The sequence below is a fragment of the Pseudomonas sp. GL_103 genome, from assembly GCF_057835175.1.
The window spans coordinates 4,822,175-4,846,815 of the sequence record NZ_CM174420.1; the positions used below are offsets into that span (position 1 = coordinate 4,822,175).

General features: G+C 60.0%; 23 protein-coding genes. 8 read left to right on the forward strand and 15 right to left on the reverse strand.

Going from position 1 to position 24,641, the window contains the following annotated elements; all coding sequences use genetic code 11:
* The first annotated feature begins 108 nt into the window (after positions 1-108).
* Positions 109-1,107, forward strand: a complete 999-nt coding sequence (locus tag AC3IP0_RS21610; protein WP_489325863.1) for an AraC family transcriptional regulator — start codon at positions 109-111, stop codon at positions 1,105-1,107.
* A 77-nt stretch (positions 1,108-1,184) separates the two neighbouring features.
* On the opposite strand, the gene AC3IP0_RS21615 is transcribed toward AC3IP0_RS21610, so the two are convergent.
* From AC3IP0_RS21615 to AC3IP0_RS21625, 3 genes are all read right to left on the reverse strand, one after another.
* Positions 1,185-2,531, reverse strand: a complete 1,347-nt coding sequence (locus AC3IP0_RS21615; RefSeq protein ID WP_489316943.1) for an ATP-binding protein — start codon at positions 2,529-2,531, stop codon at positions 1,185-1,187.
* On the reverse strand, positions 2,528-3,205 hold the full coding sequence (locus tag AC3IP0_RS21620; RefSeq protein WP_008051507.1) for a response regulator transcription factor: 678 nt from the start codon (positions 3,203-3,205) through the stop codon (positions 2,528-2,530). Before AC3IP0_RS21620 ends, AC3IP0_RS21615 begins: the two co-directional genes overlap by 4 nt.
* Positions 3,206-3,325: 120 nt before the next feature.
* Positions 3,326-3,928 (reverse strand): hypothetical protein, encoded by a 603-nt coding sequence (locus AC3IP0_RS21625; RefSeq protein WP_489325865.1) that lies wholly within the window; start codon positions 3,926-3,928, stop codon positions 3,326-3,328.
* Positions 3,929-4,161: 233 nt separating this feature from the next.
* Here AC3IP0_RS21625 and AC3IP0_RS21630 point away from each other — a divergent pair, with 233 nt between their 5' ends.
* Positions 4,162-4,887, forward strand: coding sequence for a 4'-phosphopantetheinyl transferase family protein (locus AC3IP0_RS21630; RefSeq protein WP_489325867.1), 726 nt, complete (start codon positions 4,162-4,164; stop codon positions 4,885-4,887).
* 126 nt (positions 4,888-5,013) lie between these two features.
* On the opposite strand, the gene AC3IP0_RS21635 is transcribed toward AC3IP0_RS21630, so the two are convergent.
* Complete coding sequence (locus tag AC3IP0_RS21635) at positions 5,014-6,624, reverse strand: ATP-binding protein (RefSeq protein ID WP_102669961.1); 1,611 nt, start codon at positions 6,622-6,624, stop codon at positions 5,014-5,016.
* The gene (locus AC3IP0_RS21640) at positions 6,621-7,343 is read right to left on the reverse strand and encodes a response regulator (RefSeq protein ID WP_008051517.1); all 723 of its coding nucleotides are present in this window, start codon (positions 7,341-7,343) and stop codon (positions 6,621-6,623) included. Before AC3IP0_RS21640 ends, AC3IP0_RS21635 begins: the two co-directional genes overlap by 4 nt.
* A 741-nt stretch (positions 7,344-8,084) precedes the next feature.
* Here AC3IP0_RS21640 and AC3IP0_RS21645 point away from each other — a divergent pair.
* The gene (locus AC3IP0_RS21645; RefSeq protein WP_489316947.1) at positions 8,085-10,979 is read left to right on the forward strand and encodes a ribonucleoside-diphosphate reductase subunit alpha; all 2,895 of its coding nucleotides are present in this window, start codon (positions 8,085-8,087) and stop codon (positions 10,977-10,979) included.
* A 271-nt stretch (positions 10,980-11,250) separates the two neighbouring features.
* Here the strand turns inward: AC3IP0_RS21645 and flgE are convergent, their stop codons facing one another.
* From flgE to flgB, 4 genes are read right to left on the reverse strand one after another with little or no spacing between them, the layout of a single operon-like run.
* A complete protein-coding gene (gene flgE / locus AC3IP0_RS21650; RefSeq protein ID WP_489316948.1) occupies positions 11,251-12,591 on the reverse strand; it encodes a flagellar hook protein FlgE in 1,341 nt (446 codons plus the stop codon).
* A gap of 31 nt (positions 12,592-12,622) precedes the next feature.
* Positions 12,623-13,345 (reverse strand): flagellar hook assembly protein FlgD, encoded by a 723-nt coding sequence (gene flgD, locus AC3IP0_RS21655; protein ID WP_489316949.1) that lies wholly within the window; start codon positions 13,343-13,345, stop codon positions 12,623-12,625.
* Between the two features lie 15 nt (positions 13,346-13,360).
* Entirely contained in the window at positions 13,361-13,804 is a 444-nt protein-coding gene (gene flgC / locus AC3IP0_RS21660) for a flagellar basal body rod protein FlgC (RefSeq protein WP_007980123.1), read from the reverse strand.
* A 3-nt stretch (positions 13,805-13,807) separates the two neighbouring features.
* Positions 13,808-14,215 (reverse strand): flagellar basal body rod protein FlgB, encoded by a 408-nt coding sequence (gene flgB / locus AC3IP0_RS21665; protein ID WP_008051530.1) that lies wholly within the window; start codon positions 14,213-14,215, stop codon positions 13,808-13,810.
* A 54-nt stretch (positions 14,216-14,269) separates the two neighbouring features.
* Between flgB and AC3IP0_RS21670 the strand changes: the two genes are divergently transcribed.
* Positions 14,270-14,485, forward strand: coding sequence for a hypothetical protein (locus tag AC3IP0_RS21670; protein ID WP_489316950.1), 216 nt, complete (start codon positions 14,270-14,272; stop codon positions 14,483-14,485).
* 68 nt (positions 14,486-14,553) lie between these two features.
* On the opposite strand, the gene cheR is transcribed toward AC3IP0_RS21670, so the two are convergent.
* Positions 14,554-15,381 (reverse strand): protein-glutamate O-methyltransferase CheR, encoded by an 828-nt coding sequence (gene cheR / locus AC3IP0_RS21675; protein ID WP_489316951.1) that lies wholly within the window; start codon positions 15,379-15,381, stop codon positions 14,554-14,556.
* Positions 15,382-15,426: 45 nt separating this feature from the next.
* A complete protein-coding gene (locus AC3IP0_RS21680; protein ID WP_489316952.1) occupies positions 15,427-16,359 on the reverse strand; it encodes a chemotaxis protein CheV in 933 nt (310 codons plus the stop codon).
* A gap of 83 nt (positions 16,360-16,442) precedes the next feature.
* On the opposite strand from AC3IP0_RS21680, the gene flgA reads away from it, so the two are divergent.
* The 4 genes from flgA (at position 16,443) to AC3IP0_RS21700 (ending at position 19,050) form a co-directional block, all read left to right on the forward strand.
* The gene (gene flgA, locus AC3IP0_RS21685; protein ID WP_489316953.1) at positions 16,443-17,201 is read left to right on the forward strand and encodes a flagellar basal body P-ring formation chaperone FlgA; all 759 of its coding nucleotides are present in this window, start codon (positions 16,443-16,445) and stop codon (positions 17,199-17,201) included.
* 167 nt (positions 17,202-17,368) lie between these two features.
* A complete protein-coding gene (flgM, locus tag AC3IP0_RS21690) occupies positions 17,369-17,695 on the forward strand; it encodes a flagellar biosynthesis anti-sigma factor FlgM (protein ID WP_056728065.1) in 327 nt (108 codons plus the stop codon).
* Between the two features lie 48 nt (positions 17,696-17,743).
* On the forward strand, positions 17,744-18,211 hold the full coding sequence (locus tag AC3IP0_RS21695) for a flagella synthesis protein FlgN (protein WP_489316954.1): 468 nt from the start codon (positions 17,744-17,746) through the stop codon (positions 18,209-18,211).
* Between the two features lie 92 nt (positions 18,212-18,303).
* On the forward strand, positions 18,304-19,050 hold the full coding sequence (locus AC3IP0_RS21700; protein ID WP_489316955.1) for a flagellar brake protein: 747 nt from the start codon (positions 18,304-18,306) through the stop codon (positions 19,048-19,050).
* A gap of 62 nt (positions 19,051-19,112) precedes the next feature.
* Here the strand turns inward: AC3IP0_RS21700 and AC3IP0_RS21705 are convergent, their stop codons facing one another.
* From AC3IP0_RS21705 to AC3IP0_RS21720, 4 genes are all read right to left on the reverse strand, one after another.
* Positions 19,113-20,489: an MFS transporter gene (locus tag AC3IP0_RS21705; RefSeq protein WP_489316956.1), complete on the reverse strand. Its 1,377-nt coding sequence runs from the start codon at positions 20,487-20,489 to the stop codon at positions 19,113-19,115.
* Between the two features lie 70 nt (positions 20,490-20,559).
* Positions 20,560-21,804, reverse strand: coding sequence for a glutamine synthetase family protein (locus AC3IP0_RS21710; RefSeq protein ID WP_489319812.1), 1,245 nt, complete (start codon positions 21,802-21,804; stop codon positions 20,560-20,562).
* 201 nt (positions 21,805-22,005) lie between these two features.
* Positions 22,006-22,698 carry a sensor histidine kinase gene (locus AC3IP0_RS21715; protein ID WP_489316957.1) on the reverse strand — a complete coding sequence of 231 codons (693 nt, stop codon included), beginning with the start codon at positions 22,696-22,698 and terminating at the stop codon, positions 22,006-22,008.
* Positions 22,695-24,299: a response regulator gene (locus AC3IP0_RS21720; protein ID WP_489325869.1), complete on the reverse strand. Its 1,605-nt coding sequence runs from the start codon at positions 24,297-24,299 to the stop codon at positions 22,695-22,697. Before AC3IP0_RS21720 ends, AC3IP0_RS21715 begins: the two co-directional genes overlap by 4 nt.
* Positions 24,300-24,641: the final 342 nt, after the last annotated feature.

A 24,641-nucleotide genomic window follows, 5' to 3' on the forward strand; every position in this document is an offset into this window, starting at 1 on the left:
ATTTCCGCCCTTCGATTAAAAGTCGTCCTGCTATTTGGCGGATATCCGCCCTGTTCACGCTCGCGATGCGCAGCTAACATCCGTCGATCAACGGTCAGATCTGCTGCCATGCGCGAACGCACCATCGCCAGTCATTTCGCCCGCGCCGCCCTTGGTGGTGCGCGTCGGCACGGCTACGACTATTCGGGCCTGCTACAGCAACTGGGAATCAGCCCAGAGTTGCTGGACGAGCCCCGGGCACGCATCGCTCCGGAGCAATTCACCCAACTGATCCAGGCGTTATGGCTGGCGCTGGACGACGAGTACCTGGGGTTCGGGCAAACCCCAAGCAGGCCGGGCAGCTTCGCGATGATGTGCCATGCCGTGATTCATTGCCGCAACCTGGATAAGGCACTCCATCGCGGCTTATTGTTTTATAGCCTATTCCCTGGAGCTCCGCGTTTGACCCTGAGCCGCGAAGATGAATGGGTCCGCCTGAGCCTGGACGACTCGCAACTCTGGGACCCGGATCATTTCCTCAGCGAAAGCCTGCTAGTGATCTGGCACCGTTTCGGCAGCTGGCTGATCGGCCAGCGCATTCGCCTGGGGCAGGCCACGCTCAGCTACCCCCGCCCCGAACACGGCGCCGAGTACGACCTGCTGTTTTCCTGCCCGCTTGAGTTTTCCAGGCCCCAGAGCAGCCTGTTGTTTCACAGCCGCTACCTGGCCATGCCGCTGTTGCAGGACGAACGTACCCTCAAGCATTTCCTCGAGCGCTCCCCCGCCGACCTGCTCTCGCGCCCGGACGATGGCGACAGTTTGAGCAGCCGCCTGCGGCGCTTGCTCAGTCGCGACAGTTCACACTGGCCCGACCTGGAAGCCGTGGCCGCCCACCTGCACATCAGCCCGCAGACCTTGCGCCGGCATTTGCGGGAAGAGGGTTCGAGCTTTCAGGAATTGAAGGACCAGTTGCGCCGGGACATCGCGATTTATCACCTGAGTCGCGCTGACCTGTCGTTGCAACAGATCGCCGAGCAGCTGGGGTTTTCCGAGCCGTCGGCGTTTCACCGGGCGTTCAAGAAGTGGACGGGGCTGACGCCGGGGGCTTATCGGGCGCAGGAAAACTGAGGTTCAAGGCTCAGCTACCAGGTGAACTCACTGACCTCTTCGCGAGCCTGCTCGCGATGACGTCCGATAAAACACCACTAAACCACCGGGAAGTGAATCCGGAACGCCGCCCCGCCCATCGGTGAATCCCCCAAGGTCAGCTTGGCGCTGTAGCTCTCGATGATGTCCTTGACCACCGCCAGGCCGATGCCCTGCCCCGGGTGCTGGCGGTCCAGACGCTCTCCGCGCTCGAGAATCCGTGCACGCTGATCCTGTGGTACGCCAGGGCCGTCATCCTCGACACACAACTCGGTGCCGCTGAGGGTTTCACGCACGCTGATGCGTATTTCGCCCAGGCACAGGCGGTAGGCGTTTTCCAGCAGATTGCCCATCATCTCCAACAGAGCGCCCTGCTCGATCGGTACGTAGCAGGGGTCGGGCAGGTCGAACGCGACGTGCACGCGCTTGTCGCGATAGACCTTGTCCAGCGTGTCGCACAGGCTTTTCAGTACCGGCCGCAAATGCACCTGATGACGTACCAGGCCACTTTTGCGCAGGCTGGCGCGCTGCAGCTGGTAGCTGATCTGCTGGCTCATGCGTTCGATCTGGGTTTGCAGCACCCAGGCCTGATCGCGATCCTCGGGACGCTGGGCCATGTCTTCACTTACGCCTTGCAAAACCGCCAGCGGCGTTTTCAGGCTATGGGCCAGGTCGTCGAGGGAATCACGGTAGCGACTGCGCTGCTCACGTTCGCTGTGCAGCAAACGGTTGAGAGAACCGGTCAGGCGCAGCAATTCCCGAGGATGTTCCTCACTGAGGCTTTCGCGGGTGCCACCTTCGATCTGGTCCAGCTCCTGGCTCAAGCGCCGCAATGCCTGCAAGCCCCAGGTCAGGCCGATCCACAGCAACGCCAGCAGCACCAGCAGTGCCGCGCCAAAACCCAGATAGAGATTTTCCCGCAGGCCTTCGAGGGTCAGTTCGTACTCTCGAACCGGCTGCAACGCCACGATGCTGAAGGCTGCACTTTTGCCGCCGAGCAACTTGACCTCGACGTCGTAGACGAAGAACTCCTGGCCATTGGCTTCGCGGATCCGCGCAAACTCGCTGCCACGTCCGTCGTAGCGCGGCTTGTAATTGATGCGTTCTTCCTGGGTCGCCTTCGAACGCCAGACCAGATGCCCTTCACGGTCATAGATGTAGCCGAGCAATCGGCTGTCGGTGAGGTTGAAGCGCTCGTCGGGCAATTGCGCCGGCATCTGCAGGCCGTTGTTCTCCACCCGGGCGGCCGAGATCAGCGTGGTCACGTCGGATGCCAGGCGCTGCTCAATGGAGTCCTGCAACGCCAGGCTGAAGGCACCTTGCATCGCAGGCAGCAACGCCAGCATGAACAACACCGCCAACAGCGTGGCGGCGAGCATCAAGCGTATGCGCAGCGAACGGATCAAGTGCAACGCTCGTTGAACAGGTAGCCCAGGCCGCGCACGGTGTCGATCGGCTTGAATCCGCCCGGTCCCTCCAGTTTGCGTCGCAGACGGCCGACCAGCACCTCGATCACATTCGGATCACGCTCGTCGTCATCCGGGTAGAGCTGTTCCATCAAGCGATCCTTGGGCACCACTTGCTGATGATGGCGCATCAGATATTCGAGAATGCGGTACTCATACGCGGTCAGTGCCAGCGGCTGTTCGTCGAGGGACGCCTGCTTGCGGTTCAGGTCCAGCAGTAACGGGCCAGCGACGATGGTCGACTGGGTGAAACCGCTGGAGCGCCGCAGCAAGGCATTCAGGCGGGCCTCCAGTTCTTCGAACTGAAACGGCTTGACCAGATAATCATCGGCACCGGCGGCCAGGCCTTCGACCTTGTCCTGCCAGTTACCACGCGCGGTGAGGATCAGGATCGGGAAGCTCTTGCCACTTGAGCGCAACTGGCGGATCAGGTCGAGCCCGCTCATGCCCGGCAGACCGAGGTCGATCACCGCCAGGTCAAAGTTGAACTGCGCGGTCTGGTACAGCGCCTCCTCGGCGTTGGCCACGGACTCGACCACGTGGCCGCTCTCCGTCAGGCGGGTTTGCAGGTGATGACGCAGCAGCGCTTCATCTTCGACGACCAGCAGTTTCATAACGCTCTCCCGGGCAAATCAACATCTGCAGAGGCGCAACGTCGCACCTCAATAGCTAACATGGCAACGCCGGATCAGTCACTCGGGCTGATCCGGCGCAGGCCGTTCACGAATCGCTTGTCAGAAAGCGTAGTTGGCGGACAGGTACGTCTGGGCGCTGCTGGTCAGGTCCAGCGAACCCTGCTTGCTGCCGCCGCGCTCACTCATCTCGGTGCTGGCGTTGCTGCGCAGGTAACGGTAACCCAGTTCAACCGAGGTGTTCTGCGAAACCTGTTGCAGCACACCCACCTGACCACCGATGGCGTAACCGATATCACTGTCGCGGCTGAAGCCTGGCGACTCCTGAGTCATTTTGGTCAGGCCGGCCGTGGCGCCACCGAACAGCCTTGTGCTAGCGCCCACCGGGTAGAACAGATCGTAGCTGCCCAAGAGGTTTTCCTGACGCAGTTTAATGCCGTTGTGCGAGCCCGACACATTGTCGTAAGTGGCGTAGTAGCGGCCCTTGGTGTTTTGCTGCCCCAGACGAACACCCCAGGTGGTGTCCTTGCCGATTACGCCATCGGCGTTCGGGTGATTGAGGTTGTCGTTCAGGGCGTGGTTTTTTTTGACCTTGTCGCTGGTCTGTCCAAGAGTAAGGCTGGCGAAGTTGTCGTCGGACGCGAAAGCTGCGGTGCTTGCGCCCAGAACCGTGAATGCCAGAAGCAGTTTTTTGAATCCAGTCATTGGGGAGTTTCCTCATGTGCCGTTTGTTTTTTGGGTACGAGGCAAGGTTACGCACCGCGCCCTGAACTCCCCCTGAACGCACTCTGAACCAGGGCTGAACCGACCCGTCCCGAATATTTCGACACGTTTCAACAGGAAATCCGACCATGCAATGGACAAGGCCGGCGCCGACTACCAATTCGTCAGAAGCTTTGCACTACCCAGCCTCAAGCCAACCCGGCAAAATGCCTGATATGAATCCAACCCCCGCCCTGCCCGTCTGCTGCACGCCCCTCGATGACCATTGGCCGCTGCCGTTTGTGCTGCCCGATACGGTCCTGTTGAGTACTCACTTCGATAGCGCCCGACTGGCCAGCGATGACTTTCAGCGCAGTGCTATCGAAGCGCCGGCGAGCATTCAGCGCTCTGTCGCCAAACGGCAGGCGGAGTTTCTCGCCGGGCGAGTGTGTGCCCGGGCCGCGCTACAGCGGCTCGAAGGTTTGAGTTTCATTCCGGCCATCGGTGAGGACCGGGCACCGGTCTGGCCTGGTCATATCACTGGCTCCATCACCCACAGCACTGGCCGGGCCGCGGCGATCGTGGCGAACAAAAGCCATTGGCGCGGCCTGGGCATGGACCTGGAAAACCTGCTCAATGCCGAACGGGCTGAACGCCTGGCCGGAGAAATCCTCAATCCGCCGGAGCTACAGCGCATGGCGGCCGGTGATCACGATCAACGGGCGTTGCTGGTCACCCTGACGTTCTCGGTCAAGGAAAGCCTGTTCAAGGCGCTCTATCCGATCGTTCGGCGCCGTTTTTATTTCGAACACGCCGAAGTGCTGGAATGGAGTGAGTCGGGTGAGGTTCGGTTGCGATTGCTTACTGATTTGTCCAGCGAATGGCGCAATGGCACCGAGCTGGATGCGCAGTTCGGGGTCAAGGATGGGCAGTTGTTGAGTCTGGTCAGCATCAGGGCCTGAGGTTTATTGGCGCCTGTTCGGGCCCCATCGCGAGCAAGCTCGCTCCCACACTGGATCTATGTCACGCCACAAATCCTTGTGGGAGCGAGCTTGCTCGCGATGGGGTCGCAACAGACAACACAAGGCTCAACGCTTCTCCTGATTGCGCGGCCAGCTCAGGCTGAAGCACGCTCCACCCAGGCTCTTGCTCTTGCCGATCAACGCGCGCCCGTCATGCCAATGGATGATGCGTCGAACAATGGACAGGCCTAACCCATGGCCTCCAGATGCACGGGTGCGGCTGTCGTCGAGACGCAGGAACGGCGTAAAGATCTTCTCCCACGCCGACTCCGGCACACCCGGCCCGTCATCCTCAATATCCACCCGGCAACGCTGCTGCCCCACCTGATAGCTGATGGTCACCCGTGATTGCGCGTGGCGCATGGCATTAGTCACCAGGTTCTGGATCGCCCGATGCAAGTAGCGCGGTTCAGCCTCGACCCAGGCGTCGTCGTTATCGGCAGCCGACAGGCACAACCCGCGTTGCACCGTGACGTCGGCACGCAACGGCGCCAGTTCTTCGATCACCTGATCGACCAAGGCATCCAGATCGATCCGCTGAAAGTTCAGCGCCGGCGAACCCTGTTCGAGCCGCGCGTAGGTCAGCATCTCGTCCACCAGCCGGTCGAGGTCCTCGATGTCGTGGTCCATGCCCTGGCAGTATTTTTCCAGGGCTTGCGGCGTGGTGGCCGAGCCGATCATCTCCAGGCCAAAGCGCAGGCGTGCCACCGGCGTACGCAATTCGTGGGACACCGCGCGCACCAGTTCGCGCTGGATCGCCAGCAACTGCTGCAAGTGTTCGGCCATGCCGTTGAACGCCGAGGCCAGCCGCCCCACCGAGTCCGCACCGCGCGCCGGCACGCGGGTTTCCAGGCTGCCCTTGGCAATGCGCGTGGCGGCGGCTTCCAGGCCACGCAAGCGTCGCTCGAGCTGGCGCACCAACAGATAGACGATCAAACCGATCAGCGTCAGGCCCAGCGCGGCGATCAGCACCAGCCACTCCGGCGGATAAGGATTCATCTGATACAACGGGCCGATTTCCAGGACCCACGGCGTGCCGACCATGCCGGCAAACACCCGGATCGAATCCCCCCCCTTGCCCAGCGCCATCACCGTGTCGCCCTCGGATACCCGGCGGCTCTGGTCTTCGTCCATGTCCGCCTCGTCGACCGTGACCAGCCGCAGGTCGAAGCCGAATCCCTTGCTTTCCTTCAATTGCGCCAGGCGCAAGGGCTGATCGGCGACCGGGGTGCGCACCAGCTCATCGGTCAACAGGTAGATGGTCGCCCGGGCCAGTTGCTCGCTGATCTGCTGCACTTCCCCGGTGAGCATCAACTGCTCCTTGTCGCTGACCAGCTTGTAGACCTTCGCCGCGTGCGGCCCGGTCTGTTCCACCAATGCCTGGCCGCGCAACACACGGGTGCGCTGGGTCAGGTCGAGGTCGGTCTCGGCAAAGGTTTTCAGCGCCAGCGGAATCCCCAGCAGCCGCTCCCACACCAGCAAGGCCCGGTGGCGCTCGGTCTGGTTCATCGGTTGCAGGTTGTCGGCCATCAGCGAGAACGTGCCGTGGGCCAGGCGCTCGCGGTATTGCTCGCTGCGCACCTCATTGAGCAGGTGCAACGCCAGCACACCGAGCACGGCCACCAGAATCAGCGCGGCGCACATGCCGCCATAGATACGCAGGAAGATCGAGTTCACAGGGACGGGTCTACGCAAGCCTCGGGAACGAACAGATAGCCCTTGCTGCGCACGGTCTTGATCAGCCGTGGATGCTCCGGGTCATCGCCGATCTTCGGGCGGATGCGCGAGATGCGCACATCGATGGAGCGGTCCTGACCGTCATAGCCGATGCCCCGCAGCGCGGTGAAGATCTCTTCCCGGGAGAGGATGCGCCCGGCATTGGCCACCAATAGCCAGAGCAAGTCGAATTCGGCGCTGGTCAGTTCGATGCCGTTGCCCTGCAACCAGGCTTCGCGCAAGGCGTTGTCGACGATCAGCGGACCGAACTGTAGACGCCGCTGTTTTTCCGGGGCGACCTCGGGCGTTTCGCTACGGCGCAGCAGCGCCTGGATGCGTGCCAGCAGCAGGCGCGGGCGTACCGGTTTGCAGACATAGTCGTCAGCCCCCAGGTCCAGGCCAAGAATCTGGTCAGTGTCATCGGTGCGGGCGGTGAGCATCAGGATCGGGCCGTCATAGCGGGCGCGGACCTTGCGGCAAATGCTCAGGCCATCTTCACCGGGGAGCATCAGGTCGAGGATCACCAGGTCCGGCTGTTCCTTGATGATGCGATTCGCCGCGAGCGCACCATTGCCTTCGATCGATACACGCAGGCCATTGGCTTCCAGGTAATCGCGGGTCAGTTCGGCCAGTCGCTGGTCGTCCTCCACAATCAATACCTGCCAGGCTTCTTGCTCCACGGGTGACCTCTGCTTGCCAAAAACACTAATAAGGAAGGATCCGCCCGTCTTTTTGTAGTGATTCGGGGGGACAAATATGTATACACGCTGGGCCGATTGTATAAACGCCGCCCGTCGAGAACACAAGCGGGTAAATGCGTTCGGACAACAGGGTTTTTTGTGATAGGGTTCGCGCCCTTAAAAATCCGCCCGGGCGTTTTCGATGGTTGAAAATCGCTGAAAAAAGGTCCGGTCCAGCAGCGTCGCGGCCTACACGCCGGTTACCTCTTTCACACACAATTTACGCACAGGTTTATCCACAGGTAGTACGTTGCAATCCCCCCCTAAAACGCATTATCTTGTACCCCAGCGCTGAAAAACCCCTAGATGTAGGGTTTTGCGCAAAAAACCAAACACAAACCAGACACCAATTTCAAGCGCTTTTATTGCCTCTGTCCGGTTGAACCATACGTATTTTTGAAAGACCAAACCGCGCGTGCGGATGGCTACTGTATTTCGGCCCCAAGTGGTGAAAACGGTACGGGTGTTGCAGTCCTGAACTGTCACCTCAAAGGACCTCCGGTCTTGCGCCCACGGCACGAGACCAAAGACTTCGGCATGGAAGCGGCGCCCTATAGCCCCCTTCCTGATCTGTCCCGAAGTTGTTATGCCCGGCCCTCGCCGGTTGTAGTGCTTCAGGACGGAACGGTGGGCACCGTGATGGTGCCCAAACAAACATAGAGAATGTGGAGACACCCCCCCATGCAAACCGACACAACTCGCGAGAACCCGCAAGGCACCTTGCCGCAGGCCGCCGATTCGAATTCGGATCTGTCCGCCACCGCGCCAGGTCAACTGCGTGTGATCAAGCGTAACGGCACTGTCGTTCCCTACACCGATGACAAGATCACCGTCGCCATCACCAAAGCGTTCCTCGCAGTTGAAGGCGGCACCGCTGCTGCCTCGTCGCGAATCCACGACACCGTTGCCCGCCTGACCGAACAGGTCACCGCGACCTTCAAGCGTCGCATGCCATCGGGCGGCACCATCCACATCGAAGAAATCCAGGACCAGGTCGAACTGGCCCTGATGCGTGCCGGCGAGCAGAAAGTCGCTCGCGACTACGTGATCTACCGTGACGGTCGTTCGAAAGAGCGCGCTGCCCACGCACCGGCAGAAGAAGCGGTCAACGCTCACCCGTCGATCCGCATCACCCGTGCCGACGGCAGCCTGGCGCCGCTGGACATGGGCCGCCTGAACACCATCGTCACCGAAGCGTGCGAAGGCCTGGAAGAAGTCGACGGCGACCTGATCCAGCGCGAAACCCTGAAGAACCTGTACGACGGCGTGGCCCTGAACGACGTCAACACCGCCCTGGTGATGACCGCCCGTACCCTGGTTGAACGCGAGCCGAACTACTCGTTCGTGACCGCGCGCCTGCTGATGGACACCTTGCGCGGCGAAGGCCTGGGCTTCCTCGGTGTGGCCGAGAGCGCCACTCACCACGAGATGGCCGACCTGTACGCCAAGGCGCTGCCGGCCTACATCGCCAAGGGTATCGAGTTCGAACTGCTGAACCCTGTGCTGGCCTCCTTCGACCTGGAAAAACTGGGCAAGGCGATCAACCACGAGCGCGACCAGCAATTCACCTACCTGGGCCTGCAAACCCTGTACGACCGTTACTTCATCCACAAGGATGGCGTGCGTTTCGAACTGCCGCAGATCTTCTTCATGCGCGTGGCCATGGGCCTGGCGATCGAAGAGAAGCAGAAAGAAGACCGCGCGATCGAGTTCTACAACCTGCTGTCGTCCTTCGACTACATGGCTTCGACCCCGACCCTGTTCAACGCCGGTACCCTGCGTCCACAGCTGTCGAGCTGCTACCTGACCACCGTGCCGGATGACCTGTCGGGCATCTACCACGCGATCCACGACAACGCCATGCTGTCGAAATTCGCCGGCGGCCTGGGCAACGACTGGACTCCGGTTCGTGCGCTGGGTTCGTACATCAAGGGCACCAACGGCAAGTCCCAGGGTGTCGTACCGTTCCTGAAAGTCGTCAACGACACCGCCGTTGCCGTTAACCAGGGTGGCAAGCGCAAAGGCGCTGTCTGTGCCTACCTGGAAACCTGGCACATGGACATCGAAGAGTTCATCGAACTGCGCAAGAACACCGGTGATGACCGTCGTCGTACCCACGACATGAACACCGCCAACTGGATCCCTGACCTGTTCATGAAGCGCGTCTTCGATGACGGCAAGTGGACCCTGTTCTCGCCGTCCGAAGTGCCGGACCTGCACGACCTGACCGGCAAGGCCTTCGAAGAGCGCTACGAGTACTACGAAGCCCTGACCGAGTACCCGGGCAAGGTCAAGCTGTTCAAGACCATCCAGGCCAAAGACCTGTGGCGCAAGATGCTGTCCATGCTGTTCGAAACCGGCCACCCGTGGCTGACCTTCAAGGACCCGTGCAACCTGCGCAGCCCGCAGCAGCACGTGGGCGTGGTCCACAGTTCGAACCTGTGCACCGAGATCACCTTGAACACCAACAAGGACGAGATCGCCGTTTGCAACCTGGGCTCGATCAACCTGCCGAACCACATCGTCGACGGCAAGCTGGACACCGCCAAGCTGCAACGCACCGTGAACACCGCCGTGCGCATGCTCGATAACGTGATCGACATCAACTACTACTCGGTGCCGCAAGCGAAGAACTCCAACTTCAAGCACCGTCCGGTCGGCCTGGGCATCATGGGCTTCCAGGACGCGCTGTACCTGCAGCACATCCCTTACGGTTCCGACGCTGCCGTCGAGTTCGCCGACAAGTCGATGGAAGCGGTCAGCTACTACGCGATCCAGGCTTCCTGCGACCTAGCCGACGAGCGCGGCGCCTACGAGACGTTCCAGGGTTCGCTGTGGTCCAAAGGCATCCTGCCGCTGGATTCGCAACAGATCCTGATCGAGGCCCGCGGCCAGAAGTACATCGATGTCGACCTGAACGAATCCCTGGACTGGGCACCGGTTCGCGCCCGTGTACAGAAAGGCATTCGTAACTCGAACATCATGGCCATCGCACCGACCGCGACCATCGCCAACATCACCGGCGTCTCGCAGTCGATCGAACCGACCTACCAGAACCTGTATGTGAAATCGAACCTGTCGGGCGAATTCACCGTGATCAACCCGTACCTGGTTCGCGACCTGAAGGCTCGCGGTCTGTGGGACTCGGTCATGATCAACGACCTGAAGTACTACGACGGTTCGGTGCAGCAGATCGAGCGCATCCCGCAAGAACTCAAAGAGCTCTACGCGACGGCCTTCGAAGTGGACACCAAGTGGATCGTCGACGCCGCCAGCCGTCGTCAGAAGTGGATCGACCAGGCTCAGTCGCTGAACCTGTACATCGCCGGCGCTTCGGGCAAGAAGCTGGACGTGACCTACCGCATGGCCTGGTACCGCGGTCTGAAAACCACTTACTACCTCCGTGCCCTGGCTGCGACCAGCACCGAGAAGTCGACCATCAACACCGGTAAGCTGAACGCTGTTTCCAGCGGCGGCAACCACGGTGACGACTCGGTCCTGGCGGCTCCTGCAGGTCCCGCTCCAGTGCCAAAGGCTTGCGCCATCGACGAGCCGGATTGCGAAGCTTGCCAATAAGCTGAACCGGTAAGCACCGAAAGGTGCTTGCTCGAAACCCCCGATCAGCCTCTGGCGGGTCGGGGGTTTTCTTTTGCCTCGAGGAAATGGGTGACTGATCTGACGCTTTCGCGAGCAAGCTCGCTCCCACAGGGGACCGAGTCTTTTCAGATAAACACGATCAACTGTGGGAGCGAGCTTGCTCGCGATGAGGCCATCACCTCCAACACAAAACCACAGGTCACAAAAAAACCCCTCTTTCGAGGGGCTCCTTGCACAGCAAAATCCAGCATCAAGTCATCTGAATGATGGTCTGCATGATGGTGCTCTGGGTGGAGATGGTCTTGGCGTTCGCCTGGTAGTTGCTCTGCGCCTTGATCAGGTCGACCAGTTCGTTGGTCAGGTTGACGTTGGACTCTTCCAGGGAGTTGGAAACGATCGAACCCAGGGTGCCGGTCTCTGGTGCATCGTAGCCCGGAATACCCGAGGTGTAGGTTTCTTTCCAGCTGCTGCCACCCACCGGCTGCAGACCTTGTTCGTTGGTGAAGCTGGCCAGCGAAATCTGGCCGATTGGCTTGGTCTGGTTGTTGCTGAAATTGGCCAGCAATACGCCGCTGCCGTCGATGGTCAGGTTGGTGATCTGGCCAGTGGCATAACCGTTCTGCGATGGAATCGAACGCGCGGTGTCGGCGTTGAACTGGGTGGTGTTGCCCATGGCGATGGTCAGGCCCGCCGGATCGGCTGCCGCGCCGTTGGCTGCCCAGACATCGTTGGTGACGGTACCCGGCGTCCAGTTGCTGATTTTCAGGTCATTGCTTGTGGTCGATGTTGGCGGGGTCGTCGGCGGCGTCACTGGCGTGCTGACCGAAACCAGTTTGCCGGATGTATCAAATGTCATGGTCGAAGCAATTGGATCAACTGCACCCGTGCCGGTAGGCGAGGAACCGTCCGGATTGCGACCATCGATCAGGGTGTAGGTATCCCAAGTGTTCGGCCCGGTCTTGACCATGTATTGATCCATGGTGTGCTGGTTACCCTGAGTGTCGAAAATCGGGGTACTGAACTGCTTGGTGAAAGTTGCCTGTTTGGTCGGATCGAATTTGTTAGTGGCGACCGACTGATCAATCACCACGGCCGTAGAGTTCAGGTTGATCGTCGACGAAACGGTGCTGGTGGATTTCGGCGCCAGATTGGAGGTGTCGATCCGCAGGTCGGTCAACACGCCGTTGAGGATCTTGCCATTGGAGTCCACGCCATAACCCTGCAGACGGGCCGTACCGTCGCTGTTCGTCACGTAGCCATCCTTGTCGGTCTTGAACGTACCGGCACGGGTGTAGGTCAGCGAACCGTTGTTGCTCAGGACAAAGAAGCCGTTGCCCTGGATACCCATGTCGAGCACGTTGCCGGTGTTACTCACGTCACCCTGACCGAACTGCTGGGAAATATTGGCCAGGCGCACGCCGTTGCCGACGGTCTTGCTGCCGGTGCCCAGGCGAGTTGCCGAGTACACATCTTCGAATTCTGCACGGGACGATTTGAAACCGGTGGTCGCGACGTTGGCGATGTTGTTGCCGGTCACGTCCAGTTGTTTGTTGGATGCAAAGAGACCGCTAAGGCCGATATTAAAAGACATAATCCACTCCTTTGTGCCGGGTTAGTCGGCTTTACATACCAATGGTTTGTACTTTGGACAGAGCGACGGTGCCCAGCCCGGCCAGATTGAGCATCAACTCACCGCCAGTCTGGCTGATGGTCACGCTGTTGACGGTCGCTGGCAGGTTGGTGATCAGCGCCACGGACTTCCCATCGATCGTGCTGGTAGCGCCGAAGGTGTAAGTGCCGGCAGCTACCGTTTCGCCCGCGTCATTCTTGCCGTCCCAGATGAAACTGGCGTTGCCTGCTTTCTGAGCGCCCAGGTCGATGGTGCGTACGGTCTTGCCGTCCGCAGCAGTGATCTTCAGGGTGGCGGCGGCCACCGACGATGGCACCACCACCGTACCGCTGAGGCTCTTCGACGTGTCGACCACGGCCTTGTCACCGGGTGCAATGACCGAACGCCCCACCAGCGACGAAGCCTGCAATGCCTGGGACGAATTGTAGTTGCTGGCCAGCCCGCTCACGGTGTCGTTGAGCGTAGTGATGCCTTCCAGGCTGCTGAACTGCGCCAACTGGGCCACGAAAGCGCCGTTGTCCTGAGGTTCCAGCGGGTTCTGGTTTTTCAACTGCGTAACCAGCAATTGCAGGAATGCATCCTTGCCCAGGGCCTTGTTGCCCGTGGCGCTGCCGGTTGCCGACGCGAGGCCGTCAGTCGTGGTAGTGGTCTTGATCGAAGAGTTGGCCAGGATGTCCTTGAGGCTCAAACCACTGGTGGAATCGGTAACACTCATCTGACTCGCCCCTTATCACTGACCGAGGGTCAGGACCTTCTGCATCATGGTTTTGGCGGTGTTCATCATTTCGGCGTTGGTCTGGAACGAACGGCTCGCGGAAATCATGTCGGCCATTTCCTCCACCACGTTGACGTTCGGGTAGTAGACGTAACCCTTGGCATCGGCCGCCGGATGGTTCGGCTCGTAGCGCGCTTCAAGATTGCTCTGGTCTTCGACCACACCCAGCACCTGAACGCCCTGACCGGCAGCGTCCTGGCTCTGGAACAGCGAATCGCTGCCGCCGCTCTGCCCGCCCTGGAACATGGTGGCGAATACCGGGTGGCGCGCACGGTAGGTCTGGTCGATGCTCGACGAGACCGTCTCGGCGTTGGCGATGTTCGAAGCGACGGTGTTCAGGCGCGTGGTCTGCGCACTCATGCCGCTACCGGCAATGTTGAAAACACTGGATAGAGACATGGCTTACTCTCCGCGCAGGGCTGACACCAGCCCTTTGAATTTGCTGTTGAGCAGGGTGAAGCTGGCCTGGAAGCCGATCGCGTTTTCCGCGTAATTCGACTGTTCCAGTTGGGCGTCCACGGTGTTCTGGTCGATCGACGGTTGCATCGGCGTGCGATACAGCAACGACTCGTCGCCATTGCCCAGGCCTTCAGCTTCGATATGACGGCTGTTGGTCATGTTCAAGGCGAAGGTGCCGCTTTTGGTTTTCTCGTTCTGCTCGGCGAGCACTTTCGAGAAGTCCAGATCCCGAGCCTTGTAGTTCGGGGTGTCGGCGTTGGCGATGTTGTTGGCCAGGACTTCGGCACGCTGGGCGCGGAAGCCCAGGGCTTGTTCGTGGATACCGAGCGCTTTATCGAAGCTGATGCTCATGTCGGGAAACCTTCGGGTGACCTGATTTTTCGTAGGATCAACTTAGCAAGCCCCATGCCAATTCAAAAAACCCCGGAAACCGGGGCTTTGCCGGCCATGGCAACGCGGCAATGCCAGAAAAGCGGCAACGGTTTTCCGCCGGATGCCGCTTTTCTGCCGCTTGTCCTACGCAACACGTCCCCTGTAGGAGCTGCCGAAGGCTGCGATCTTTTGATTGTGCTTTTCAAGATCAAGATCAAAAGATCGCAGCCTTCGGCAGCTCCTACGTGATGCAAAAGCGCCGCGCATAAAAAAGGAGTCCCTGAGGACTCCCGTTTTTTATGCGCGCCGCTTTTGCATCACTTCGCCTGGTAAATGATCCCCGGGCTGCACTGGACCATCTGGTAATGATCCGGCAAACCGTTCAGCGCTTCGGAAGCACCGAGGAACAGGTAACCGCCCGGCTTCAACGTACTGTGGATGCGCAACAGGATGTCCTTCTTCACCTCGGCGGAGAAGTAGATCAATACGTTGCGGCAAAACACGATGTCGAACTTGCCGAGGCTCGCGTAGCTGTCCAGCAGGTTGAATGAACGGAATTCCACACGGCTCTTGATCGGTGCCTTGATCGCCCAGCGTCCCGGCCCTTTCGGGTCGAAATAACGCTGCAGACGCTCGGGCGACAGACCGCGGCCGATGGCCAGGCTGTCGTACTCGCCGGTCTTGCAGTTGTTCAGCATTGTGCCGGACAGGTCGGTGGCAACAATCTGCACCCCCATCCGCAACTGGCCCATGTTGACCCGCTCGAACTCATCGATGGACATCGACAGCGAATACGGTTCCTGGCCCGACGAGCACGCTGCCGACCAGATGCGCAGGCGCTGGCCGGGACTGGCCTTGATCGCTTCGGGCAGTACCTTGTTCTTCAAGACCTCAAACGGGTAGGTGTCACGAAACCACAGGGTTTCGTTGGTGGTCATGGCATCCACCACCTGCTCGCGCAAACCGCTGCGCGGCTGGGTCTGCATGCGCTGAACCAGATCCCCCAAAGACTTGATGCCTTGCTGTTCCATCAGTTTGTTGAGACGGCTGGAGACCAGGTACTGCTTGTTTTCACCGAGCAAAATGCCACAGGCTTTTTCCAGGAATACCCGGAACTGTTCGAAATCCAAATTACCCGTAGACAATGATGCCGCCTCTTAAATCGTGTTGACTGCCAGGGGCACGGGCCCCTAGCTGATATCTGCTGCTTTGATCCGGTCGACTACCCGGGATGCCAGGTCATCAGGACGGAACTTGGCCAGGAAGTCATCGGCACCGACCTTCTTGACCATCGCCTGATTGAATACCCCCGACAACGAAGTATGCAGGATGATATGAAGCTTTTGCATGCGCGGGTCGTTGCGGATTTCCGCCGTCAGGGTGTACCCGTCCATCTCCGGCATCTCGATGTCGGAGATCATCATCAGGAACTCTTCTTCCGGCTTCTTGCCCTCGTTGACCAGTTTGCGCAGGTAGTCCAGCGCTTGCCGACCGTCGTTCAACGCCACCACTTCGACGCCGACCGTTTGCAGGCAACGCGTGACCTGCTTGCGCGCCACCGACGAGTCGTCGACCGTCAGCACGCGCAACGAAAGCGCCTTGTGCTGGGTCTCGACATCCACCACACCGACGGAAATCGCTTCCGGCGTCGGCGCCACTTCCGCCAGCACCTTCTCGACGTCGATGATTTCGACCAACTGATTGTCGACCCGCGTCACCGCCGTCAGGTAGTGATCGCGCCCGGTGCCCTTGGGCGGCGGATGGATCTCCTCCCAGTTCATGTTGACGATGCGCTCCACCGAGCGGACCAGGAAACCCTGAGTCTTGGTGTTGTACTCCGTGATGATCACGAAAGGGTTGTTCTTGTCCTTCAGCGCACCGGAGCCAGTCGCCATCGCCAGATCAAGGATCGGAATGGTCGCCCCCCGGATGTTCGCCACGCCGCACACGACAGGACTGGATTTGGGCATCAGCGTCAGTTTGGGGCATTGCAGCACCTCCCGAACCTTGAACACGTTGATCCCGTACAGTTGCTGGCCGTCGAGACGGAACAACAACAGCTCAAGGCGATTCTGCCCCACCAGTTGCGTGCGCTGGTTTACCGAATCCATTACACCAGCCATGCCCAGACTCCTACACCAACGCCAAGTGTTGTTGCGACGCGCCTTCATCACTAAACGGCACGGCGCTTGCTTTTTTAATCGTTATGAACACAGAACCGACATTTTTTCGACGCCCGACCACACCCTATCGCAAATTGCTCGGCGTGCTGGCGGCTGTTTGCCTGTTCAACGCTGGCAGCCCTGCCCTTGCTGACGCGGTTACCTTGCCTGACATGCTTATCGGCGTCACTCAGGGCTTTCTTGAATTCACCGTAGAAGACTATCTGGCTACCAGTCAAACGGAGGGTCGCTACGAGATCCAGGTCAACCAACTCGATCCGCGCATGCACATGCCCATGTGCGACAAGGAATTGACAGCAACGCTCGAGAGCCCCAAGCCGCTGGGACGGGTTACGGTCAAGGTTCGCTGCGAAGGCGCTTCCCCCTGGACAGTGTTCGTACCCGCTCAAGTCCGCCTGTTTCGCGATGTCGTGACCAGCGCCCGGCCACTGCGCCGCGCCGCCATCGTCGAGCCTGGGGATGTAGTCCTGCGCGAGCGCGATATCAGTCTCATCAGCCAGGGCTACTTGACCTCTCTTGATCAGGCGATCGGGCAGCGACTGACCCGACCAATGGTCGCCGACCAGGTGATCACCCTGGTGAACATCGAACAGGCCGAAGTCATTCGCAAGGGCGATCAGGTGGTGATAACCGCCCGCAGCGGTACCCTCAGCGTGCGCATGCCGGGCGAAGCGCTGTCAAACGGCAGCCTGAGCGAACAGATCCGGGTGAAAAACCTCAACTCCCAACGAGTCATCAAGGCGCAGGTCATGGCGCCAGGGCAGGTGGAAGTGTCCATGTAAGGCTCTCTGTTCATCAGAATGTGGCGCTTGCCGCGGCTGTTCCCTAGACTGTGCTCCATGCAGGGCAAGCGCTGACGCGCGCAAGGTTCATTGATAAATGAGCCTAAAGTTTTCCAGGGAATGGCCGAAACCATGGCAAGCGTCCAAATTCCCAGAGGTTTTTTATCATGGTCATCGATTTCAGCCGTTTGAACAGCTCCTCGTCCCTGACGGGCAGTACACGTACCAGCGCCAGCAAGGAAAGCGCCGAGGCCGGCAAATCCGCGCCGCTGGAGTCCGCGGCCGAACAGGCCGGTACCGTCAAAAGCGGGGAATCGGTACATCTCAGCAATGAGGCTCAACAGTTGCAGAAGGTCACTGACAAGCTGCGCGATCAGCCTGCCGTCGACAACGCCCGCGTGGCCGAGTTGAAAGCAGCGATTGCCGATGGCAGCTATAAAGTCGACAGCAACCGTGTAGCCAGCAAACTGCTCAACTTCGAAGCCCAGCGCTAGGCTACCGCCGGCGCCAGGCTTTTGGACGCTTAAAACCCAAGGCCAGCCATGCACGACACAAATTTACTGCAACTGATCACCGACGACTTTGCTCCAGCGCAACACCTGCTGGAGTTACTGCAGACCGAATCCCTCGCATTGCATGGCCGCGACATGCCATTGCTCGAGGACATCCTGGCGCAGAAACAGGCGTTGGTCGTTTTGCTTGAACAGCATGGCCGCAAGCGCAGTGAAATCCTCGCCAGCCTCAACCTGCCGACCAACCGTGGCGGTCTGGAGCAATTGGCCGGCCAGTCGAGCATTGGCGAGCAGTTGCTGGCGCAAAGTGACGTGCTGACCGATCTCCTGGCCCAGTGCCAGGCCATCAACGCCAACAACGGCCAGTCGATCCTCACTCAGCAGGCCGCTACGGCCACCCAGCTGAAAATCCTCACCGGCGGTGAAACCCCGGCGCTTTACGATGCCAGCGGAACATTCTCCAAGCTTGCCAAGCCGCGCCCGCTCAGTCAGGCATGAGCCGGTCAATGCCCCCGCTCTATCAAGACGCGCAACATACTGGCAAACTGCTAGCCTGCCGTAGTCAAATTTTGTCTGGAGATTGATTAACCGTGTCCAATGCCTTATCCGTGGATGATGCTCCGCAGCCACCCAAGGTGCTCTCCACGCCCTTGGAAATCTCCAGCAACCTGCGCCAGCTGCTCGAAAGCCATGACCCGCTGATCATCACGTTCCACGAGCGCAGCCAGCGCTTCCAGAGCTACCTGGTGGACCTGGACCGTGACAGCAACATGATTGCCCTGGACGAAATGATTCCCCGTGATGGCGAGCGTTACCTGCTGGCGGGCGAGCCGTTCCGGGTCGAAGGCTTCCACGAAGGCGTACGCATTGCCTGGGAAAGCAACGGCCAGTTGAACATCGACGAATCCGGTGGCAGCCGCTGCTATCGCGGCCCCCTGCCCGATGAAGTGGTGTACCACCAGCGCCGCAATGCGTTCCGCGCCGCGCTGAAGCTGGCACAACTGGTCAACGTCAACCTCGACGGCGAAAAGCTCAAGGCGCCGATCAGCGGCAAGCTGCTGGATATTTCCGCTACCGGCTGCAAACTGCGCTTTGACGGCGACATCACTGGCAGCCTGCAACTGGGCCAGGTCTACGACCGCTTCAACGCCGACCTGCCCTTCGGCAAGATGACCGCGCCGGTCGAGTTGCGTTATCTGCACTTCGAAGAAAGGATTTCCACCACCTTCGCCGGCGTTCGCTTCCACAACATGAGCGGGCTGGTGCAGCGTCAGGTCGAACGCTTCGTCTACCAGTTGCAACGCGAAGCCCGTCGCTTCGACAAAGACGACATGTAATAGAGCGTCAACAAAAAACGGGCAGTCCCTTGCGGTGACTGCCCGTTTTTTATGCCCCGGTTTTAAGGCCTGGCCTCGGTAAAGCTTTGCTCGCGGCCCGAGTCAGGATCTTCTGGCGGCTGATCGGATTCAGATTCTGATCCGGCTTCCGGTTCGGCTGGCGGCTCCGGATTCACCGGATTGCACATCTGATCCTGCACCACCTGTTCATCAACACGCGGGTCGAGGCAGGCCACCAGTGGCGAACTCGTCATATTGTCCGGCATGGCCACGTGATGCAGCGGTGCGTCGTCGACCTGATGCAGGTTGGTCACTGCTTTCGGGCGAATCCGCCATACCAGCACCAACGCAAAGAAACTGAAGAAGGCATAGAGCATCTGGCTGCCGAACAGCTTCATCAGCACGCCTGCCACCAGTGGCCCGATACTCGCGCCAACGCCGTAGGTCACCAGCAACATTGCCGTCAGGGACACCCGGCGATCGCCTTCGACATGGTCGTTGGAGAACGCCACTGCCAATGGATACAGGCAAAACTGCACCAGCGAACAGACGAAGCCGGCGATAAACAGAACCTCCAGCGGCACCTGCGGCATGATCGCCAGCGGCAGTGCAGCCAGTGCCAGGCTGAACGCGAAACTGCGGATCAACACGGCCCGATCGTAGCGATCGGACAACCAACCCAGCGGCCACTGCACCAGCAACCCGGCAAAAATACAGCTACCCATGAACAGACCGACCTGCTCCGTGGACAATCCCTGCTGAGAGGCATACAGCGGTGCCAGACCGTAGAACGAACCAACGATCAGGCCCGCCCCGAGCACCGTGCTCAACGACTGCGGCACCCGCTTGATAAAAAACCGTGGTTCCATCGGTGCCGGATGCAAGGGTGCCGGGTGAATCCGTCGGGTCAGCGCCACCGGCACCAGGCACAGGGCGAAACACAGGGCGACCAGCATCAGCAGTTCCAGCCCCAGCGCCGGGTGCATGACCAGAATCAACTGCCCCAGCACCAATCCCAGGTATGAAGCGATCATGTAGCCGCTGAAGACCATGCCGCGCTGATTGGCATCGGCCTGTTCATTGAGCCAGCTCTCGATCACCATGTACTGGCACATCATGCCGAGGCCGACGATCACCCGCAAAAACAGCCAGGCCGGCAACCAGTCCACCAGGCCATGGCCGAGTACCGCCGCGCCAACGATCCCGGCACACGCCGAATAGGCCCGGATATGCCCGACCCGGGCAATCAACCGGTGACCGATCTTGCCCCCCAGCACCAGGCCGAAATAGTTGGCAGCCATCAGCGCACCGACCCACAGGCTGTCGACATGGTCGGCAGCCAGGCGCAACGCCAGGTAAGTACTCAACAGGCCCGAGCCGATCAACATCATCAGCGAGGCGAAATACAGTGCTCGAAAGGATTTCCAGATTTGGCGCATCGGCGTTCCGAGCGGCTCCTTGCAGTGAGAATCGGCTACCGCTAAACGATAGCCGGATGTCGACGGGACGTCAGGCCTGGGCTGCTAAAATACGCCTTTCCCAGGGAGTAATTTCATCATGGAAACTGGTCAGTTCCAGGGTCTTCGAAGCGATGTAGCCTTCGATGAATTCCGCGCCGAACAGTTCCTTGGCCAACTGGCTACGTTTCAGACGCTCGAGCGCCGCATGCAAGGTACACGGCAACGAAAGATTGTCCGGCACTTCGAACTCACCCTGGATCGGCGCGCTCGGTTCCAATGCCTTCTCGATGCCATGCAACCCCGCTGCCAGGCTTGCGGCAATCGCCAGATACGGGTTGGCATCGGCCCCCGGCAAGCGGTTCTCGACCCGACGGGCCACCGGCAAACTGGCCGGAATACGCAGGCCGGCCGCCCGGTTGTCGTAGGACCAGCAGGCATTATTCGGTGAGGCGTAAGGGTGGCACAAGCGCTGATAGGAGTTCACGTTCGGCGCAAACAACGCAGTGAAATCGGCCATGCACGTTTGCTGACCGGCAATGAAGTGGCGGAAGGTCGCCGTCTCCTGCCCCGCCTCGTCGCTGAACACGTTTCGCCCCGAATCGATCTCGACCACGCTCTGGTGGATATGCATCGAACTGCCAGGCGTATGCGCCAACGGCTTGGCCATGCATACCACGCTCAGGCCATGCTTGAGGGCCACTTCCTTGAGCAGGTGCTTGAACAGGAACGTCTGGTCGGCCAGCAACAGCGGATCACCGTGCAGCAGATTGATCTCGAACTGGCTGACGCCCATTTCGTGCATGAAGGTATCGCGAGGCAACCCCAGGGCCGCCATGCACTCGTAGACTTCATTGAAGAACGGCCGCAAGCCATTGTTGGAACTGACGCTGAACGCCGACTGACCATCCTCGCGACGACCGTCCAGCCCCAGTGGCGGTTGAAAAGCCAGGGTCGGATCGGTGTTGGGTGCGAAGACAAAAAACTCGAGCTCGGTCGCCACCACAGGCGCCAGGCCGCGGGCCGCGTAACGGGCAATCACCGCCTTGAGCTGGCCACGGGTCGACAGATTGGAGCTGGTGGAGGTGCCCAATTCATTCGCATCGCAAATGGCCAAGGCCCGCGGTGGATGGCTCCAGGGCAAGCGGTGGATTTGTGCCGGGTCCGGGATCAGCGCCAGGTCGCCATCATCGCTGCCGTAAAACCGCGCCGGCGGATATCCGCCCATGATGCATTGCAGCAGCACGCCCCGCGCCATCTGCAAACGTCGACCGTCGAGAAAGCCCTCGGCGGTCATCACTTTACCCCGCGGTACGCCATTCAAATCCGGCGTGACACATTCAACTTCATCAATGCCCGTCAATCGCTGCGCGAGTGAACTCAGGCCAACGGTCGTCATGACGCTATCCTTGTTATTGTGCGGGCCGCGAACGGCGACCGTACAAAATAGGCTCCGCGTGTTCGGAATTTCAAGCAGCGTCGAAAAATATGCTGCCGGTCAGGGCAGGTAAAGGCGAAACACTCCACCACCCAATGGACCGCCATTGCTGATTTCGGTACGCCCACCCACGCCGTTGCGTTGATGCAGCGCGGCAATTCGCCCGGCAAAGTACAGGCCCAGCCCGGTGCTGCCGGTGCTTTGATTGATTCCCTGCACGTAATCGGCCTGGCGCTCGATCATCTGCGCCGGATACCCCTCGCCATCGTCATTGATGGTCAACACCAGTTGCCCGGCTTCGTCGCTGACGCTGATCAGAACGGCGTGCCGTGCAAAGCGAATGGCGTTGTTGATGCAGTTGGCCAATACCGACGCGATCAACTCACGGTCGAAGAAACCCAGCGGGCTCAGCGGGTCCACTTCATAGCTGGCCATGATGTCGCGGCTGGCGAACACCTCCTGGTGGCAAGCCAGTTGCGCTTCGATGAAATCGTCCAGTTCATGGTAGGCCGGTTGCAACGGCATCTGGTTGACGCCGAGCTTGTACAGCCCCAGCAACTGCACCAGCATGCCGTTGAGGTGGGCGAATTCGAAGTCGATCACGCCCTGCTCCGGCGCCTGCCGCGCTGACTCCGGCAATCGCGCCAGCCACTGGCTGTGAGCCTGCATCAGCATGGCCAGCGAGTTCTTCATGTCGTGCACGGTCGAGGCGATCACCGTGGAGAAATCCAGTGCCGGTTCGTTGTCGTTCATTGGCCAAGAGCCTTGCTTTTCAGCTTCTGGTAACGCGGATAGCGCGCGTCGGAGTCGGGCATCAGGCCGACCATTTTCAGGCAGGTCCGGCATTCTTCCAGCTCTGCCGAAGGAACGCTGGTATCGGTGCCATGCAACAACGACTGCGCCATGTTCAGGGCGATACTGATGTTCTTCGGTTGCATCGCCAGGGCCTTGCGGAATACCTGCCGGGCCTCCACCAGGTTGCCGGTCTTGTAGACGCGCACGCCCTGACGGTTGAGTTCCGCGGCGGCGTTGCCGGAATTTAGAATGCTCGGGTCGTCGGTCTGCTTGGCGATGTCCTTCATGACCACCGGATCGTCGCCGTAGATTTCCACGCAGTTTTTCAGCATCGCGGTACCGGCCTCGGTCTGCCCGAGCAGTTTCAGCTGCTTGGCCACCAGCAAGGCGGCTTCGGCGCTCATGAATTGCTCCATGCCGTCCAGACGCAACAAGGCTTGCTCGGTGAGCTTGTCGGCCGTCTCGGCGTCGTTGAGCAACAGGCTGGTGGCCTTCATCAGGCGCGCGCGGATTTGCAGGCCCGGATCGGAGGGGTTTTCCTTGGCCACGGCACTCAATGTGGTGTTGATTTCCAGGCGGGTCCGCGTGTCCAGACCCCGCTCGCTACCCTTGCTGATCAAGGCGTGAGCCAGGCCGAGGTTGCTTTCAGGATCCTTGAAACGTGATTGCGCGCCTTGGGCCACGGCCTGGCGATAGGCTTTGGAGGCGGTGTCGAAGTCCTCATTGGTCATCGCCAGCTTGCCGAGCAACGCCTGGCGACGCACCGCCAGCGGCGACAGGCGAATCGCCTCTTCCAGGACGCGCTGCGCACCCTTGGTGTCCCCTTCGGCGACCAGTACATCCGCCATGCCGTCATACAGCGACGGCATCATCGGGAAGACTTTCAGGGCTTTTTCATAAATGCCCTTGGCCTGCCCGACCTGGCCACGCTTGAACAGCAACTTGCCCAACCCGGCAAATGCCCATGGCAACGGGCGGTCGGCGATGATGCCGTCATAGAGGCGCTCCAGCGCTTCGTTCTGATTCAGGTCGCGCAGGGCATCGGCGCGATAGCGCAAGCACAGTGGCGAATAGCGGATGTCTTGCTTGCACAGGGCGATACAGGCGTTGAGTACCTCCATCGGCTTGCCCCGGTCGAGGGCCTGCAGGATCGGCTTGAGCAGGGTCTTGCGCTGCTCCAGGCGCTCCAGGCGCTGGGCCAGGCTGGAACGGTTGAACGGCTTGGTCAGGTAGGCATCTGGCTCATGCTCCAGCGCACTGAGCACCATGGCCTGGCTGGTTTCGGCGGTGACCATGACGAACACCGCTTCATGGCTGATCAGCTTTTCTTCCATCAGGTCTTCGAGCACCTGCTGGCCGTTCTTCTTGCCGTCGCCCAGGTGAAAGTCCTGCAGGATGAAATCGTAGGCCTTCTGCGAACACATTTTCAGCGCCTGCTCACCGGTATCGGCAGTGTCCACTTCCTTGACGCCCAGTTCACGCAGCATCGACCTGACCGAACTGCGGAAGTCCGAGAAATCATCGACGATCAGAAAACGCTTTTGGTGATACGACAGCATCGAAGATTTCCAGGCAGTTTAAGAAGAAGAACCCAAAGGCAAATACACGGACGGACTCAGCTTCGCAGCCCCTGTTTTGGCGCGCAGATGATAGCTGGTAGCCCTTAGCCATCAAAACACCTTCTCATCGCCAATCAGCACATGCTGTCGACCGAGAGAGAGGAAGAAGCTCTTGACTGCCCGTGTTATCGGCCAGCAACAGCGTTCCCTTGAGAACCTTCCCCAACGCTCACTCTGAATATGTGAAGGCCTTACTGAAAACGAGACCTCGCGCACAAAAAAGTGCTGATACATGAACTCCAGCAATACATGAACATCAGCAATTGCCGGTGGCGGACCAGG

Bases quoted from the DNA above. Each gene is read 5' to 3' on its own strand.
- AC3IP0_RS21610 (WP_489325863.1), top strand. From the start codon at position 109: ATGCGCGAACGCACCATCGCCAGTCATTTCGCCCGCGCCGCCCTTGGT.
- AC3IP0_RS21620 (WP_008051507.1), bottom strand. From the start codon at position 3,205: ATGAAACTGCTGGTCGTCGAAGATGAAGCGCTGCTGCGTCATCACCTG.
- AC3IP0_RS21625 (WP_489325865.1), bottom strand. From the start codon at position 3,928: ATGACTGGATTCAAAAAACTGCTTCTGGCATTCACGGTTCTGGGCGCA.
- AC3IP0_RS21630 (WP_489325867.1), top strand. From the start codon at position 4,162: ATGAATCCAACCCCCGCCCTGCCCGTCTGCTGCACGCCCCTCGATGAC.
- AC3IP0_RS21645 (WP_489316947.1), top strand. From the start codon at position 8,085: ATGCAAACCGACACAACTCGCGAGAACCCGCAAGGCACCTTGCCGCAG.
- flgE (WP_489316948.1), bottom strand. From the start codon at position 12,591: ATGTCTTTTAATATCGGCCTTAGCGGTCTCTTTGCATCCAACAAACAA.
- flgD (WP_489316949.1), bottom strand. From the start codon at position 13,345: ATGAGTGTTACCGATTCCACCAGTGGTTTGAGCCTCAAGGACATCCTG.
- flgC (WP_007980123.1), bottom strand. From the start codon at position 13,804: ATGTCTCTATCCAGTGTTTTCAACATTGCCGGTAGCGGCATGAGTGCG.
- flgB (WP_008051530.1), bottom strand. From the start codon at position 14,215: ATGAGCATCAGCTTCGATAAAGCGCTCGGTATCCACGAACAAGCCCTG.
- AC3IP0_RS21670 (WP_489316950.1), top strand. From the start codon at position 14,270: ATGCCAATTCAAAAAACCCCGGAAACCGGGGCTTTGCCGGCCATGGCA.
- AC3IP0_RS21680 (WP_489316952.1), bottom strand. From the start codon at position 16,359: ATGGCTGGTGTAATGGATTCGGTAAACCAGCGCACGCAACTGGTGGGG.
- flgA (WP_489316953.1), top strand. From the start codon at position 16,443: ATGAACACAGAACCGACATTTTTTCGACGCCCGACCACACCCTATCGC.
- flgM (WP_056728065.1), top strand. From the start codon at position 17,369: ATGGTCATCGATTTCAGCCGTTTGAACAGCTCCTCGTCCCTGACGGGC.
- AC3IP0_RS21695 (WP_489316954.1), top strand. From the start codon at position 17,744: ATGCACGACACAAATTTACTGCAACTGATCACCGACGACTTTGCTCCA.
- AC3IP0_RS21705 (WP_489316956.1), bottom strand. From the start codon at position 20,489: ATGCGCCAAATCTGGAAATCCTTTCGAGCACTGTATTTCGCCTCGCTG.
- AC3IP0_RS21710 (WP_489319812.1), bottom strand. From the start codon at position 21,804: ATGACCGCCGAGGGCTTTCTCGACGGTCGACGTTTGCAGATGGCGCGG.
- AC3IP0_RS21715 (WP_489316957.1), bottom strand. From the start codon at position 22,698: ATGAACGACAACGAACCGGCACTGGATTTCTCCACGGTGATCGCCTCG.
- AC3IP0_RS21720 (WP_489325869.1), bottom strand. From the start codon at position 24,299: ATGCTGTCGTATCACCAAAAGCGTTTTCTGATCGTCGATGATTTCTCG.